Origin of the sequence: Paenibacillus tianmuensis (assembly GCF_900100345.1) — a bacterium.
Taxonomy (GTDB): Bacteria; Bacillota; Bacilli; order Paenibacillales; family NBRC-103111; genus Paenibacillus_G; species Paenibacillus_G tianmuensis.
Genome location: NZ_FMTT01000031.1, coordinates 49533 through 65884 on the forward strand (window position 1 = coordinate 49533; position 16352 = coordinate 65884).

Consider the following 16352-nt stretch of genomic DNA (forward strand, 5'->3'; position numbering starts at 1 on the left):
GCCGTTTCGCTATTCTTCGATAGGATCGCACAGTCCGTGCAACCTTTCGCAGACGATTGGCGAAGGACGGCGAATGGAAAGTTTAGGGGCTTGGCCGCATATAGATGGAGAGGTACAACTGTATCGAGGAACAAAAGGAGAGCCCGTCATGCCACGATGGAATCTGCGTTTTCACTGGATCTGGATCGGCACGCTGGCGCTGATGCTGACCATTTTCCTGTCGGTTACCGCCTACGGGTCGCTCGCCCGGGTTCCCGCAGGCGTCCGTGTCGCTAGCTGGCCGATCGGGGGCCTGTCCTGGTCCGAGCTCGAACATCAGCTTGCTGCGAAAACGTCGGCGCTGCTGGAGCAAAAGGTCCGGCTGACCGTGCCGGGAGGCGGCAGCGCCGAGCGGACGCTCCGGCAGCTCGGGCTTGAAATCAACGGCCAGGAGCTGCTGGCGCAGCTTCAGCCCGTTCGGGAAGGACCGCCGTACCAGCGGGCAGCGGCCCGTTGGCGGCTGCGGGGAGCCTCGCTTGCGCTGACGCCTGCGCTGTCCGCAGACAAGCTGCGGGCCGCGCTGAGCGAGGCGTTCCCGCAGGTGTACGCCCGCAAGCCGACCGATGCGAAACGGCTGGTCGACGCCAACGATGTCATCCGTTACGAGCCTGAGGCCCGTGTCGAACGAGTCAACGAAGCGCAGCTGCTCAGCCGGCTCCAAGCGGCGCTGCCGGACTGGGGAGCCGTGGCCGCAGCACCCGAATCCGCGGGGGGAAGCCGCCAGCAAGAGCCGGCCGCCATCTGGCTGGACGTTCCAATGCGGACGCAAGAGCCGGCCATTACGGAGCAGGCGCTGCGAGCGCAGGGTATTGTACGCAAAATCGGCGAGTTCACGACTGTATCGCCACCGGCCCCTTCCGCCGCCGTCAGCGTCGAAGGACGGGTGCACAACGTCCGTTCGACAGCCGCTTCCCTGCAGGATGTGCTGCTGAAGCCGGGAGAGGTGTTCGACTACGCTCCGTTCATCGAGCGGACGGAGAGGCGCTTCGGCTTCAAGGAAGCGCCTGTCATCGTGAACGGCAAGCTCGTTCCCGGCATCGGCGGCGGCATCTGCCAGGTGTCGTCGACGCTGTACAACGCCGTCCTGCGGGCCGGTCTGGCCGTCGTGGAACGGCGGAATCATTCGCTCCCTGTGAGCTATGTCGCGCTGGGACAGGACGCCACATTCGCCACCGGCCACATCAATTTCAAATTCCGCAACTCGACGAACCATTATTTGTTGATCCGTACTTCCTCGGACGAGCGCAGCGTCACCGTGAAGCTGTTCGGCCAGACGCCTCCGGACATCACCTACGAAATCGAGTCGAAGACGCTCGAAACGTTGGCGCCGCCAGTCAAATACGTGCTGAATCCGACATTACCGAGCGGCAAACAGGAGATCGTCATGCAAGGAAAGCCCGGATATGTCGTCGAAACGTTCCGATTTAAGAAGCAGAACGGCGTCGTCATTTCACAGGAAAAAGTATCGCGTGACACCTACCACGCCCAGCCGACCGTGGTCGCTTCCGGCGGCGGCTCGGGAACCCTTGATCGTACGGCGCCTCCGCCCGGAGGGTCGCCTGCGCCGCTGATCGAGGATGGCGTCCGAGGGCCGACCTTCCGGTGACTAAGCGCAGACGCGCGAAACCCCCACTCCGTCTGAAAGTGCGGCTGTTGGAGCCGCGCCCTTCCTGCGTGTGGGGGTTTTGATTTACTTTGCTTACCTGCTTTTCGCGAAATATTCCTCGAACCAAGCCGACGAGCCGGCCAGAACGGCTTCCGCCCGTTCGATCGCTTGACTCACCTGCGCCGCGGCGGTACCGCCGTAGACGTTGCGGGCGTTGACGACGCTCTCCGGCTGCAGCACATCGTAGATGTCCTGATCGAACTGCTTGGAAAATTGGTGGAATTCCTCCAGCTTCAGGTCGAGCAAATACTTTTGATTTTGGATGCAGTAAAGTACGGTTTTGCCGATGACTTCGTGCGCTTGGCGGAACGGCATTCCCTTGTTCACCAAGTAGTCTGCAATATCCGTCGCATTGGAGAAGTCCTGGTTGACGGCTTGGCGCATCCGGTCCTTGTTCACCTTCATTGTGCTGACCATCGGCGCGAACAATTGCAGCGCGCCTTGCAGGGTGCGGACCGTATCGAACATGCCTTCTTTATCTTCCTGCATATCCTTGTTGTAAGCGAGCGGCAGCGACTTCAGCACGGTCAGGAGGCCGAACAGATTGCCGTAGACACGGCCCGTTTTGCCGCGCACAAGCTCGGCGACGTCGGGATTTTTCTTCTGCGGCATAATGCTGCTGCCGGTACAGAAAGCGTCATCCAGCTCGATGAACCGGAACTCCGTGCTGGACCAGAGCACGAACTCTTCGCTGAGGCGCGACAGGTGCATCATAATCGTCGCCGCGTTCGACAGGAACTCCAGAATAAAATCGCGGTCGCTCACCGCGTCCAGCGAGTTCTCGTACACGCCATCGAAGCCGAGCTGCTGCGCCACGAAGTGACGGTCAATCGGAAACGTCGTCCCGGCCAGCGCCCCGGCGCCCAGCGGCAGCACGTTCACGCGCTTGTAGCTGTCCTGTAGACGCTCGATGTCGCGCTGGAACATCGACACGTACGCCATCAAATGATGGGCGAACAATATCGGCTGCGCCCGCTGCAAATGCGTGTAGCCCGGCACGATCGTATCGAGGTTGGCTTTCGCTTGTCCGATCAGCGCTTCCTGCACCTTATTCAGCAGACCGACAAATTCCACGACCCGCTTGCGAAGCCACAAATGCATATCCGTAGCTACCTGATCGTTGCGGCTGCGGCCGGTATGCAGCTTGCCTCCGACCGGGCCCACCTCGTCGATCAGCGCCTTTTCGATGTTCATATGAATGTCTTCGTCGCTAATGGAAAATTCCATTTCACCCCGGCGAATCACACTCTGCACCATCAGCAAACCGTCCTTGATTTTCTCCACATCGTCTGCCGGAAGGATGCCGCATTTGCCCAGCATGGTCACATGCGCCAAACTGCCCTGGATGTCCTCCTCGGCCAGCTCCTTGTCGAACAGGATCGACGCCGTATATTCTTCGACCAGTTGGTCCGTCTTTTTCGTAAACCGTCCGCCCCACAGCTTGGACATATCAGCGTCCCCCTTTTTCGATATCCTAATGCACCGAATGAGTGCCACCCGGTATACACAGCCTTAGGGCTTCCCGCTGACGGAAAACCCTAAGGCTCGAAGTGTTACAGGCTGATAATGGTCGGCTTCTCGCCTACCGCGATTTATTTCGCCGCGTTCTGCTCGACGCCGGAAGCGACGCGCAAACGCAGTGCGTTCAAACGGATGAAGCCTGTCGCATCGCCTTGGTTATACGCTTGCGTCGGATCGGCTTCCATCGTCGCAATGTGCGGGTTGTACAAGCTGACCGGGCTCTTGACGCCAGCGGCGATCACGTTGCCTTTGTACAGCTTGAGGCGCACCGTGCCGCTCACGTTCTTCTGGCTCTCGGATACGAGCGCCTGCAGCGCAAGCCGCTCCGGAGCGAACCAGAAGCCGTTGTACACAAGCGAGCTGTAACGCGAAATGAGCGAGTCGCGCAGATGCATGACTTCGCGGTCCATCGTGAGCGATTCCATCTTGCGGTGAGCGGAGAACAGAATGGCGCCGCCCGGGGTTTCGTACACGCCGCGGCTCTTCATGCCGACGAAGCGGTTCTCCACCATGTCGACGCGGCCAATCCCGTGCTTGCCGCCCAGCTCGTTCAGCTTCTCCATCACCTGCAGCGGAATCATACGCTCGCCGTTCACGGCCACGCAGTTCCCCTGCTCGAACTCCAGCTCGACATATTCCGCTTGGTCCGGAGCATCCTCCGGGTCCACGCTCAGCAGATACATGTCTTTGTTCTCCGGTGCGCTCGCGTCGAACCACGGATCTTCGAGCACGCCGCTCTCATAGCTGATGTGCAGCAGATTGCGGTCCATCGAGTACGGCTTGGCCGCCGAAGCGGTGACCGGAATGCCGTGCTTCTCGGCGTAAGCAATCATTTCGGCCCTGCCCGGGAACTGCTCGCGGAACTGCTCCAGACGCCAAGGCGCGATAACCTCGATCTCCGGCGTCAGCGCCGCAGCCGTCAGCTCGAAGCGGATCTGGTCGTTTCCCTTACCCGTAGCGCCGTGAGCGATGGCTGTAGCGCCTTCTGCGCGCGCGATTTCGACCATACGCTTCGCGATTAGCGGCCGCGCGATGCTGGTGCCGAGCAGGTATTGTCCTTCATAGAGCGCGCCCGACTGGAACATCGGATAAATGAAATCGCGGGCGAATTCTTCACGCAGGTCGTCGATGTATACTTTGGAGGCGCCGGTGCTCAGCGCTTTCTCCTCCAAGCCGTCCAGCTCTTCCTTTTGTCCGATATCCGCGGTAAAAGCGATAATCTCGGCATCGTACGTTTCTTTCAGCCATTTCAGAATGATCGACGTATCGAGGCCGCCGGAGTAGGCCAATACGATTTTTTGCTTTGCCATGTGGTTCCCGCTCTCCTTTAATTGTAAGCTTTCCGAATATTACAAGATTGCTGCCATGACTGCCTTTTGCGCATGCAGCCGGTTTTCCGCCTGATCGAAGATGACGGAGTTCGGTCCGTCGATGACCCCTTCGGACACTTCTTCCCCCCGGTGTGCCGGTAAACAGTGCATGAACAAGAAATCTTTTTTCGCATATTTCACGAGCTCGTCGTTGACTTGATAGTTTTTGAACGCGATCTCCCGTTCCTTCTGCTCCGCCTCGAAGCCCATGCTGGCCCACACGTCCGTATAAATGACGTCCGCATCCGCCACCGCTTCTTTCGGGTCGGCTCCCACGTAAATGGTTGCTCCCATTTTGGCAGCACTTTCATTGCACTGACGCAGCACTTCGCTGTCCGGCTCGTAGCCTTCCGGCGTCGCAACGGCGAAATTGACGCCAAGCTTGGCCGCGCCCATCAATAAGGAGTGTACCATATTATTTCCGTCGCCGATATAGGCCACTTTGAGCCCTTGCAGACGGCCTTTTTTCTCATAAATCGTCTGGTAATCCGCCAGCGCCTGGCACGGATGGGACAAATCCGTCAGCCCGTTAATCACCGGCACCGTTGCCGCCCGCGCCAGCTCGATGACCGTACGGTGTGCGAAGGTGCGGATCATGATGCCGTCCAAATAACGCGACAGCGTCTGCGCCGTATCGTGAATCGATTCGCCGCGGCCGATTTGCAGATCGTTCTTGCTGAGGAACAGCGCATGCCCCCCAAGCTGATACATCCCTACCTCAAACGATACCCGCGTCCGCGTGGACGATTTTTCGAAAATCATGCCGAGCGTTTTGCCTTTGAGCGGTTGGTACGCTTCGCCTGCTTTCTGCTTTCTCTTGAGCTCGACCGCGAGCTCGATCAAATATTGAATCTCTTCCGGCGCATAGTCGACCAAGCCGATAAAATCGCGCCCTCTGAGCTGAACCGCCAAATCCTGTTGTGCCGTTCCCGCCATGGATGCCTCTCCTTTCGGTATGCGTTTCTTTGTCAGCCTAGACAGCGGCTGCGGCTTTCTTCGTCAGTACGCTGCAAATCGTCTCCAGCCCGCGATCCAAATCTTCCTTCGAGATCAACAAGCTCGGCGCCAAACGGATCACGTTTGGTCCTGCCGATACGACGAGCACGCCCTGCCCGTGAATTTCCGCGATCAGCTCCACCGCCGGCACGGTCAAACCGATGCCGATCAGCAGTCCGAGCCCGCGAATCTGTCCTACCAGCGGATTGTCCGCCAGCTTCGTTTTCAGCTCGCTCATAATGTAACCGCCCAGCTCCGCCGCGCGCTCCGGCAGCTTCTCCGCCAGCATCGTCTCCACGGTCGCAATCCCCGCCGCGGTAGACAAGTAGTTCCCGCCGAAGGTGGAGCCGTGACTTCCTGCCGTGAACGCTTCGCGCAGCTTCGCTTTGCCGAGCAGCGCGCCGATCGGCATGCCGCTGCCCAGCCCTTTGGCCAGTGTGAACAAATCCGGCTTGATGCCGTAATGCTCATAGGCAAACAGCTTGCCCGTGCGTCCCATACCAGTTTGGATCTCGTCCAGTATGAGCAGCAGCCCGTGCTGCTTGCACAGCTCCGCCACCCGCTTCACGAACGCAGGGTCCGCCGGATTGACGCCGCCTTCGCCCTGTACCAGCTCAAGCATAATCGCGCACGTCCGGTCGCCGATCAGCTTCTCCAAAGCGTCCGCGTCATTATACGGCGCGTACACGAAGCCTTCCGGCAGCGGCGCGAAGCCCTCTTTCACTTTATCCTGTCCCGTTGCTGTCAGCGTAGCCAGCGTCCGGCCGTGGAACGACATATCGAAAGTAATGATCTCGTAGCGCTGCGGCTGGCCGAGCACCTTGTTGAAATAGCGCCGCACCAGCTTGATCGCCGCTTCGTTCGCCTCCGCTCCGCTGTTGCTGAAAAACACCGCGTCAGCGCAGCTGTTGTCCACGAGAAGCTGAGCGAGCTTCTCCTGGTTCGGAATGTGAAACAGGTTGCTCGTATGCCAGAGCGTATCGACCTGCTCCTTCAGCCGTTCGGTCACCTGCTTCGGCGCATGCCCGAGGTTCGTCACCGCCAGTCCGCACATCAAATCCAGATACTCCTTGCCATGCTCATCCCACAGACGGCTGCCGTCCCCCTTCACAAACGTAAAAGGATACCGTGCGTAGTTCGGAAACAATGCGCTTTGAGCCTCTCCCATGTCGTTCACTCCTTTGTCTCGGATCATTTTAGAATGAATACAATTTATTCCTTCACAATGCGGGTGCCGATTCCGCCGTCCTTCAGCGCTCGGCTGAGCACTTCCGGCTCTGCGCCGTTAACGATGACGACTTCGCGCACCTTGCCTTGAATACACTGTACCGCCGCGCGTACTTTCGGAATCATGCCGCCGTAAATTTCGCCGCTGGCGATCATTTCGTCGATCTCGCGAACAGTGACCGAGGGCAGAACCCGCTTCTCACCGTCCACGGTCTTCATAATGCCGGGTACGTCCGTCACAACGATCATCCGCTCCACACCCAGATGCGATGCCACAGCACCGGCCGCCGTATCGGCGTTGATGTTGTAGCGTTGGCCCCCGCCCGCTCCGATGCCGACCGGCGCGATGACAGGGATGTAGCCCATCGTCACGATGCCCTGCACGAGCTCCGCATTCACCTGCGTCACGTCACCGACAAGCCCGATCTCGTGCGCGTTCGCCACCGGCGCCGCCTCGATCAGGTGTCCGTCGACGCCGGACAAGCCGAGCGCTTTCGCCCCGGAAAGCTGGATTTTGCGGACGATTTCTTTGTTAATTTGTCCAGCCAGCACCATTTCGACCACATCGAGGACGGCTTCGTTCGTTTTGCGAAGGCCGTTTACGAATTCGGACTCAATGCCCAGCTTGCCGAGCGTGTCCGAGATCGCCGGACCGCCGCCATGCACGATGACGGGAATGATGCCTGCAGCCTGCAGCCGCTTCAAATCGTCGAAAAAAAGCTCCGGCAGCGCTGCGAGCGTACTGCCGCCGCATTTCATCACAAAACAATTGCTCATCCGAACCGTTCCCCTTTATCGTTTCACCGGTCTGCAACACGGGGGTTGCGGGTGGTTTGTTTTCGCCCATTATTGCCGAACCTTCAGGCTACGTCCGGTACGCCGCGTTGATTCGCACGTAATCGTAGGTCAAATCGCAGCCCCAAGCCGTCGCCGACGCTTCGCCCATATGCAGATCGATATGGATGAGCATGAAATCGCCTTTCAGGTATTCCGCAGCCCGCTCCTCGTCGAACTTCACTGGACGCGATTGCTCCAGCACGACGATATCGCCGAGGCGGATGTCGACGGTTTCCGTCTTCACCGGATACCCGGCGCGGCCGACCGCCGCAATGATGCGTCCCCAGTTGGCATCGGCGCCGAAGCAAGCGGATTTCACCAGGCTGGAGCCGATGACCGTCTTCGCAATCGCCCGTGCCGCTTCACGCGAATCCGCGTTCGCCACCGTAACCTCGATCAGCTTCGTCGCGCCTTCGCCGTCCCGCGCAATCGCCTTGGCCAAGTACTCGCCCACATGATTGAATGCGGCCTTGAATGCCGCCCAATCCGCATGCTCCGGGGTCAAGCGCTCGTTCTCCGCCAGTCCGCTTGCCATCACGACGACCATATCGTTCGTGCTCGTATCGCCGTCTACGGTAATCATGTTGAACGTCGAATCGGTGACGTCGTTCAGCAGCTTTTGCAGCTCGGCGCTTTCGATGTTCGCGTCGGTCGTCATAAACCCGAGCATCGTCGCCATGTTCGGATGGATCATGCCCGATCCCTTCGCCGCCCCGGCAATGTGCACGGTACGTCCGCCGACCGTTACGCGAACGCAAATTTCTTTTTTGACCAAATCGGTCGTTAAAATCGCTTGGCAAAAATCGTCCCCGCCATCCGCGCTTACAGCCGCCGGAAGCTTCTCGATGCCTCCGAGCACCTTCGGCATCGGCAGCAGCTCGCCGATCACGCCCGTGGACGTCACGCCGACCAGATGCTCGGCTACGCCGAACGCTTTGGCTCCCGCCGCACGCATCGCGCGCGCATCGTCTTCGCCCTGCTGGCCCGTGCAGGCATTGGCGTTGCCGCTGTTCACCAGCATCGCCTGCAGCTTGCTGCCCTGTGCAATGCTCTCTTGCGTCACCTTCAGGGGAGCCGCTTGAAACTGGTTCAGCGTATAGACGCCTGCCGCTTCTGCGGGCACCTCGCACACAATCGCGCCGAGATCGTGGCGCTCCGTCTTTTTCAACCCGCAGTGCAATCCTCCTGCCCGAAACCCTATAGGTGTCGTCACGGAGCCGTCAGGCACTATCGTAAACGCATCGTTAACTTTTGTCGCCATCGCTTTCTTCACCTGTTCCCTTACGTTATGGATATACCGGAGTGAAAGCGAGACCCGTCGCTTCATCCCAGCCCATCATCAAATTCAAGTTTTGAACGGCTTGCCCGGCCGCCCCTTTGACTACATTATCAATAACCGACACGATCGTCAGGCGTCCCGTGCGCGAATCGAGCGACAGCCCGATATCGCAATAGTTCGAGCCCCAAACTTCCTTCGTCGCCGGGTATTTCCCTTTGTCCCGGATGCGCACGAACTTGCGTCCCTCATAATATTGACGGTACAGCTCGCGAATGTCGTCCTCGCTCCGCGGGCTTTTGAGATTCACATAAATTGTAGATAAAATACCGCGCGTCATCGGCACCAAATGCGTCGTGAACGTCATTACGACTTCTTCCCCGGCGAGCCGGCTCAGCGCCTGCTCGATTTCCGGCGTATGCTGGTGCTTGTTCACTTTATAAGCCAGGAAGTTTTCGTTGATTTCCGAATAGTGCACGAGCAGGCTGAGACCGCGTCCCGCGCCCGATACGCCCGACTTGGCGTCCGCGATGATCGATTTCGGATCGATCCAGCCGGTTGCAGCAAGCGGCGCCAGACCAAGCAGCGTGGCCGTCGGATAGCAGCCCGGGTTGGAAATGAAGTCCTTCCCTCGCACTTCTTCTCCGAACACCTCGCACAGCCCGTATACGGCCCTCTTCAAATATTCCGGATCGGCCGGCTTATGTTTATACCACGTCTCATATACGTCGCCCGATTGCAGGCGGAAATCGCCGGATATATCGATGACCTTCAGCCCGGCATCCAGCAGCTTCGGCGACAGCTCGGTGCTGACCCCGTGCGGCGTTGCCAGGAAGACGACATCCGCTTTACTTCGGATCAGCTCGACATCGACCGCATCCAGCCGGTCCGTCAAAATTTGATTCAAATGCGGGTAACCGTCCGCAATCGGCGCTCCGGCGCTCGAGGAGGAAATTACCGAGGTAATCTCCACATTCGGATGCGCCAGCAAAAGCCGGATTAGCTCCACTCCGCCATAGCCGGTTGACCCGACGATCGCCGCTCTTAATTTCGTAGTCATGTTCCGTCCCTCCACGTGCAAACTATGTATTATTATACATTCGGAAGCATAATAATTCAACGAAATTTTTCCCTTATCCGTCGCCCGGTCCCGCTGGCCGCCCGGGTGAAAAGCTCGCTGCTGCCACGCGTTTTTCATTGCATTGAAGGCAAGGCGTATGTCGTATGCCGGACATCTTGAACAGAAGCTTCCCCCATGATAAAATTTATGAAGCAAAAACGTCGCCGTAAATCTCCCCCTGCAATAAAAAAACTACACGCCAGCCCCGGCTTCTTCCCTGGCCGAGCCGAACCTCCCTCGGGAGTTGGCGATGCCAGCGGAATATGAAGCCGTTAGTAACGTGTAGGATGAGCTTGCCTGTTTCATTTTATGATGCGCCGTTTTCTTTATCCGGCTTATTGATTTGTTTGCGCAAATAGGCGTCGATAAATGCGTCCAAATCGCCATCCATCACCGCCCCGACATTGCCGGTTTCCTCTTGGGTCCGGTGATCCTTGACCATGCTGTACGGATGGAATACATACGAGCGGATCTGGCTGCCCCATGCGATGTCGGAGACTTCGCCGCGGATTTCCGCGAGATGCTTTTGCTGCTCCTCGATTTTTTTCTCGTACAGCTTGGACCGGAGCATTTTCATCGCGCGTTCGCGGTTCTTAATCTGCGAACGCTCCGTCTGGCAGCTGACGACGACGCCTGTCGGAATGTGGGTAATCCGTACCGCCGAGTCCGTCGTATTGATGTGCTGGCCGCCCGCTCCGCTGGAGCGGTAGGTATCGACCCTGAGATCCTCCGTACGGATGTCGATTTCCACATCGTCGTCAATTTCCGGCATCACATCACACGATACGAATGACGTATGGCGGCGCCCCGAAGCGTCGAACGGCGAAATGCGCACCAAGCGGTGCACACCTTTTTCCGCCTTCAAATAGCCGTAAGCGTTGTACCCTTTAATAAGCAGCGTCACGCTTTTTACACCGGCCTCATCGCCCGGCAAATAGTCGAGCACCTCGACTTTGAAGTCGCGCTTCTCGGCCCAACGGCGGTACATGCGCAGCAGCATCTCCGCCCAGTCCTGCGATTCCGTACCGCCCGCGCCCGGATGAAGCTCCAGAATCGCATTTAGACGATCATACGGCTGGCTGAGCAGCAGCTGCAGCTCGAAGTTCTCCAGCTTCTTGACGAGGGAAGCGATCCCGGTCTCAATCTCGGCCGCCATACTGTCGTCCTGCTCCTCCTGCATGAGCTGGGTCATGACCTCGAGGTCGTCGTATTCCGAAGCTAACGCCTGGAACTCGTCGACTACGCTTTTGACCCCGTTCGCTTCTCCAATCAACTTCTGCGCCCGTTCGTTGTCGTCCCAAAAATCCGGCGCCGACATCTTCTCTTCATAATCCGCGATCTGCTCCAGCTTCAGATCTAAGTCAAAGAGACCCCCTAAGCTCAGCCAATCGCTTGGCCGTTTCTTGCAAATCCCGTTTTACATCCGCTTCTAACATGATTCAGCACCTCTATCCGTTAATTTTGCACCTGTTACCGAAAAGGGAGACCGGAGCGACGCCCCGACCTCCCGCTTCCTATAAATTTACCGTGCCGTTGACTCATCAGACAATTAAAGCTACACGCCGTGGCACTGTTTGTACTTCTTCCCGCTGCCGCAAGGACACAGATCGTTGCGTCCGATCCGGTCTTCGCTTACCGCAGGTTTCTTCGGTGCCGGTTCGCCGTTCGTAGCCATCTCGTGCTCATCGATTACTGCTTCGCGCACCAAGTTCGTCTCCACATGAGCTTTCATGATATACGTCGAAACTTCCTCTTGGATGCTCTGGATCATCTCGTTGAACATTTCGAAGCCTTCAAACTGGTATTCGCGCAGCGGGTCCGTCCCGCCGTACGCCCGGAGATGAATCCCTTGACGCAGTTGATCCATCGCATCGATGTGGTCCATCCATTTGCTGTCGACGGCGCGAAGTACGACAACCTTCTCAAACTCGCGCATGAACTCCGGACCGATCTGCTGCTCGCGCTCTTCGTAGAGACGCTTCAAGAGATCTTGCATATATTCGACGACCTCTTCTTTTTCTTTGCCCCACAGCTCGTCTTTGGTCAGTTGGCCTTCATGCAGGAACGTGCCGTTCGCGTAGTCGACGATTGCCTGCAAATCCCACTCTTCCGGAACGAGATCTGCCGGACAATGTGCTTCGACGACCCGATCGATCACCGGCATCATCATGCCAAGCACGATGTCACGAATGTTCTCGGACTCGATCACTTCGCGGCGCTGCTTGTAGATGATTTCCCGCTGTTGGTTCATGACGTCGTCGTATTGGAGGACGACTTTCCGTACGTCGAAGTTGTTGCCCTCGACCCGCTTCTGTGCAGACTCGATCGCTTTGGAGATCAGCTTGCTCTCGATCGGTTGATCTTCCTCGAAGCCGAGGCGGTCCATCATACCCATAATGTTCTCCGCTCCGAAACGGCGCATGAGCTCATCTTCCAGCGACAAGTAAAACTGGGACGAACCCGGGTCGCCCTGACGGCCTGCGCGGCCGCGGAGCTGGTTGTCGATCCGGCGGCTTTCATGCCGCTCCGTACCTATAATATGCAGACCTCCGGCTTGCGGTACTCCATCGCCGAGCACAATGTCCGTACCGCGTCCGGCCATATTGGTTGCGATCGTCACGGAGCCCGGTTGACCCGCGCGTGCGACGATTTCCGCTTCCTCCGCATGGTATTTGGCGTTCAATACTTTATGCTGAATGCCTTTCTTCTTCAGCATCTCGGACAACCGCTCCGAGTTCTCGATCGATACCGTACCGACGAGCACAGGCTGGTTGTTTTTATGCCGTTCCACGATTTCGTTTACGACCGCGCGGAATTTGCTGGCCACCGACTTGTACACGACATCCGGTATATCTTTACGAACCATCGGTTTGTTGGTCGGGACAACAAGAACGTCCAAGTTGTAAATCTTCTTCAATTCTTCTTCTTCCGTCTTCGCCGTACCGGTCATCCCGGACAGCTTGCGGTACATCCGGAAGTAGTTCTGCAGCGTGATGGTCGCGAGCGTCATCGACTCGTTCTGCACCTGCAGCTTCTCTTTGGCTTCAATCGCCTGATGAAGCCCTTCGCTGTAGCGGCGACCCGTCATCAAACGGCCGGTAAATTCGTCGACGATCACGATCTCGCCCTCGGCTACGACGTAATCGACGTCGAGGCGCATAATGATGCGAGCTTTCAGCGCTTGTTGGATATGATGATTGATCTGCACGTGCTCGTGATCGAACAAGTTTTCGATACCGAAGGCGCGTTCCACCTTCGCCACTCCCGGTTCGGTCAAAGCAACGGACCGGAGCTTCTCGTCGACCGTGAAGTCTTCCTCTTCCAACCGGCTGACGACCTGATCTGCAATAAAATATAGTTCCGTGGATTTAGCGGCTTGACCGGATATAATCAACGGCGTACGGGCTTCGTCGACCAGGATCGAGTCCACCTCGTCAATGACCGCATAGTACAACGGCCGCTGTACCATTTGCTCTTTGTACACAACCATGTTGTCGCGCAAATAATCGAAACCGAACTCGTTGTTCGTTCCGTAGGTGATGTCGCAAGCGTAAGCCTGCTGCTTCGCATCATGCGACAGGTTCGGCAGGTTGACCCCGACGGTCATCCCCAGGAATTCGTAGACTTGGCCCATCTCGCCGCTATCCCGTTGGGCCAAGTAATCGTTGACCGTAACGACGTGCACGCCCTTGCCGAGGAGCGCATTCAAATACACCGGGAGCGTACCGACCAGCGTCTTCCCTTCCCCGGTACGCATCTCCGCTATTCTGCCTTCGTGCAGCGTCATGCCGCCGATCAACTGCACGTCATAATGACGCTTGCCCAAGACGCGCTTGGACGCTTCACGCACAACAGCAAATGCTTCCGGCAGCAGATCGTCCAGATCCTCGCCTTTTTCCAGGCGCTCACGGAATTCTACAGTTTTGCCACGCAGCTGTTCATCGGAAAGCGGTTCGATTGAAGGTTCGAGAGAGTTAGTGTATTCCACGGCTTTCCACATGCGCTTCAATTCGCGCTCATTCGAATCGCCAAATATTTTTTTAACGAGTCCTAGCATGTTGCTAATCCCCTTCCTTATTAAAAAACAATAGCCTATCCTAAATTGTAACAGCTTGCGTCCTTCACCGCAACAAACCCGCCCCGATTTCCCGAATCTACTAAAAAAGAGCCTGCCCGAACGCGCAGGCATCGCTAGATGCACCGCTGAAGCGTTCGAACAAGCTCGGTTCTTATCTTAAGTCTTCGAACGGATTATCTGGCCGGCTCGATGAGGCCATACTTTCCGTCGTTGCGTTTGTAGACCACGTTGACTTGCGCGGTATCGGAATTGGAGAAAACGAAGAAATTATGGCCTACCATGTTCATTTGCAAAATCGCCTCTTCCACATCCATCGGCTTCAGCGTAAAACGCTTCGTCCGCACCAATTCGTAATCCTCCTCATCCTCCAGGGAATAGGAAGCGTCAGGCAGTTCCATCCGGAACAGATCTTTAATGCCGCCGTTCAGGCGAATTTTGCGATTCGCTTTCGTCTTGGCCTTGCGAATTTGGCGTTCCAACTTGTCCACAACCAGATCGGCGGCTGCGTACATATCGGCGTGTTTCTCCTCCGCCCGCAGCATAAGGCCCGTAAGCGGAATCGTCACCTCAACGGTTTGCATACCTTTCACAACGCTGAGAGTGACATTGACTTCAGATGTAGGGGGAGCTTCAAAGTAGCGTTCCAGTCTGCTTAGTTTTTTCTCGACATGGTCTTTCAACGCTTCCGTTACCTCGATGTTTTCACCGCGAATGTTGAATTTCATGTGCGACTCCTCCTTTCATACTTACATTATATTATATTCACTCCCCACCTTCAAAAATCCTTCATAAAATTCGAGGAAAATTTACAAAATATTTGGACAATTTATGGCAGTCAAGTAAGCGCTTCTTTTTGGCTTTTTCTGACAAGGTCCAGACGCACGAAAAACACCCTTGGATTCCCCAAGGGTGTGATCAAGTTCGCGCTAATTTTGTTCAAACAATAACCATCTATTACGAGCGGCCGAAACCGGCCGGATGATTACAACTTGACGACGTTAGCCGCTTGAGGACCGCGTGCGCCCTCTACGATATCGAACTCAACGGATTGGCCTTCTTCCAAAGTTTTGAAGCCATCGGATTGGATCGCGGAGAAGTGTACAAATACGTCGCCACCGTCTTCACGCTCGATGAAACCGTAACCTTTTTCTGCGTTAAACCATTTAACTTTACCTTGCATGTAAAACATTCCCTTCATTATCAAATAACTGCAAGCATCGCTCACAATTCGAATATATCATCCCCCGCTCCCCGCTGTCAATCGAACTTGGCCATGTTGGTGAAATATTTCGAAAATTCGAGTATTAACATGGCGTTAATAAAATACTCACAACCAAAAAGCCTGCCACGTCGCGGTTTATCGACATTTTTCGCAAAGTTATCAACAGAGTTATGCACATTGTCCACAGGGTACGAGGGATAACTGCTGCTCCTAATCGTTCTATTTGAAAATACAATTCAGGCTTGATCACGGTAATCGAATTACATCCCCGTCATTCGGACCGAAAAATCCTTTTTCTATAAAAAACTACTTAAAACAACAATTTAAAGGAGGATTTTGTAAGTTATGATCGAACTTTATACAACGATGTTGGAAAATAAAACAGACGGTTCGATGAAGGAGTTATCTGGAAAAGAAGCAGTACAGGAGATGACAAGATATATATAGGTACAGTTCAAAGCGATTCCGAATCAGCGGTAATTGGAAACTGGGCCAACGGCAGCGGGGTACGGTGTATATTACAAAAGATTTCGTTCACTGGACCAAAAATTTAGAGGATTCTTTTCCACTTTATACCTTATCGCACGGAGGCGGTAAATACTTCGCTGGCGGAGGATCGCAATGGCCAAACTTAAACAATCTAGGGCGTGTCTGAAAACTATCTATTGCTTCAAAGAAGAAACCGTAGCATAATTTTACAGGGACGAGATCACGAGGAGGCCTGTAAAATTATGCTACGACGCCACGAAATCAAGGACCAGGATTGGGAACGGATCCAAGGTCTATTGCCACCCGAAAATACAGGCGAAGGCAGACCCTCGAAGCCCAATCGAGTCATGCTGAATGGAATGCTTTGGAAAGTAAAAACAGGGGCTCCTTGGCGTGATTTGCCGGAACGTTTTGGTCCTTGGAAAACCGTGTATTCCCGTTTTCGTTTGTGGAGCAAAGATGACCTCTTTCAAAAGATATTTGAGTCCTTGGTTGGCGATGCGGACTTGCA

At 56.0% G+C, this 16352-nt stretch carries 13 protein-coding genes; 2 read left to right on the top strand and 11 right to left on the bottom strand.

The window, feature by feature from the left end:
- The first annotated feature begins 148 nt into the window (after positions 1-148).
- The gene (locus BLO51_RS18825; RefSeq protein ID WP_090674321.1) at positions 149-1645 is read left to right on the top strand and encodes a VanW family protein; all 1497 of its coding nucleotides are present in this window, start codon (positions 149-151) and stop codon (positions 1643-1645) included.
- Positions 1646-1738: 93 nt separating this feature from the next.
- On the opposite strand, the gene argH is transcribed toward BLO51_RS18825, so the two are convergent.
- From argH to BLO51_RS18880, 11 genes are all read right to left on the bottom strand, one after another.
- Positions 1739-3154, bottom strand: coding sequence for an argininosuccinate lyase (argH, locus tag BLO51_RS18830; RefSeq protein WP_090674323.1), 1416 nt, complete (start codon positions 3152-3154; stop codon positions 1739-1741).
- Positions 3155-3297: 143 nt separating this feature from the next.
- A complete protein-coding gene (locus BLO51_RS18835) occupies positions 3298-4536 on the bottom strand; it encodes an argininosuccinate synthase (RefSeq protein ID WP_090674325.1) in 1239 nt (412 codons plus the stop codon).
- 39 nt (positions 4537-4575) lie between these two features.
- Positions 4576-5532: an ornithine carbamoyltransferase gene (argF, locus tag BLO51_RS18840; RefSeq protein ID WP_090674326.1), complete on the bottom strand. Its 957-nt coding sequence runs from the start codon at positions 5530-5532 to the stop codon at positions 4576-4578.
- 37 nt (positions 5533-5569) lie between these two features.
- Entirely contained in the window at positions 5570-6760 is a 1191-nt protein-coding gene (locus BLO51_RS18845; protein WP_090674328.1) for an acetylornithine transaminase, read from the bottom strand.
- 44 nt (positions 6761-6804) lie between these two features.
- On the bottom strand, positions 6805-7596 hold the full coding sequence (argB, locus tag BLO51_RS18850) for an acetylglutamate kinase (protein WP_090674329.1): 792 nt from the start codon (positions 7594-7596) through the stop codon (positions 6805-6807).
- Positions 7597-7684: 88 nt separating this feature from the next.
- A complete protein-coding gene (gene argJ, locus BLO51_RS18855) occupies positions 7685-8917 on the bottom strand; it encodes a bifunctional glutamate N-acetyltransferase/amino-acid acetyltransferase ArgJ (RefSeq protein WP_090674331.1) in 1233 nt (410 codons plus the stop codon).
- Between the two features lie 25 nt (positions 8918-8942).
- On the bottom strand, positions 8943-9992 hold the full coding sequence (gene argC / locus BLO51_RS18860; RefSeq protein ID WP_090674332.1) for an N-acetyl-gamma-glutamyl-phosphate reductase: 1050 nt from the start codon (positions 9990-9992) through the stop codon (positions 8943-8945).
- Positions 9993-10359: 367 nt separating this feature from the next.
- A protein-coding gene (gene prfB, locus BLO51_RS18865) for a peptide chain release factor 2 (RefSeq protein WP_143006923.1) occupies positions 10360-11488 on the bottom strand; the annotation gives its coding sequence in 2 pieces (ribosomal slippage) (positions 10360-11415 and positions 11417-11488; 1128 coding nt in all).
- Between the two features lie 119 nt (positions 11489-11607).
- On the bottom strand, positions 11608-14109 hold the full coding sequence (secA, locus tag BLO51_RS18870; protein ID WP_090674336.1) for a preprotein translocase subunit SecA: 2502 nt from the start codon (positions 14107-14109) through the stop codon (positions 11608-11610).
- Between the two features lie 194 nt (positions 14110-14303).
- The gene (gene hpf, locus BLO51_RS18875; RefSeq protein WP_090674337.1) at positions 14304-14855 is read right to left on the bottom strand and encodes a ribosome hibernation-promoting factor, HPF/YfiA family; all 552 of its coding nucleotides are present in this window, start codon (positions 14853-14855) and stop codon (positions 14304-14306) included.
- 257 nt (positions 14856-15112) lie between these two features.
- Positions 15113-15310, bottom strand: a complete 198-nt coding sequence (locus tag BLO51_RS18880) for a cold shock domain-containing protein (RefSeq protein ID WP_090674339.1) — start codon at positions 15308-15310, stop codon at positions 15113-15115.
- Between the two features lie 773 nt (positions 15311-16083).
- Between BLO51_RS18880 and BLO51_RS18885 the strand changes: the two genes are divergently transcribed.
- A partial coding sequence (locus tag BLO51_RS18885; protein WP_143006924.1) for a transposase occupies positions 16084-16352 on the top strand: 269 nt, incomplete at its 3' end.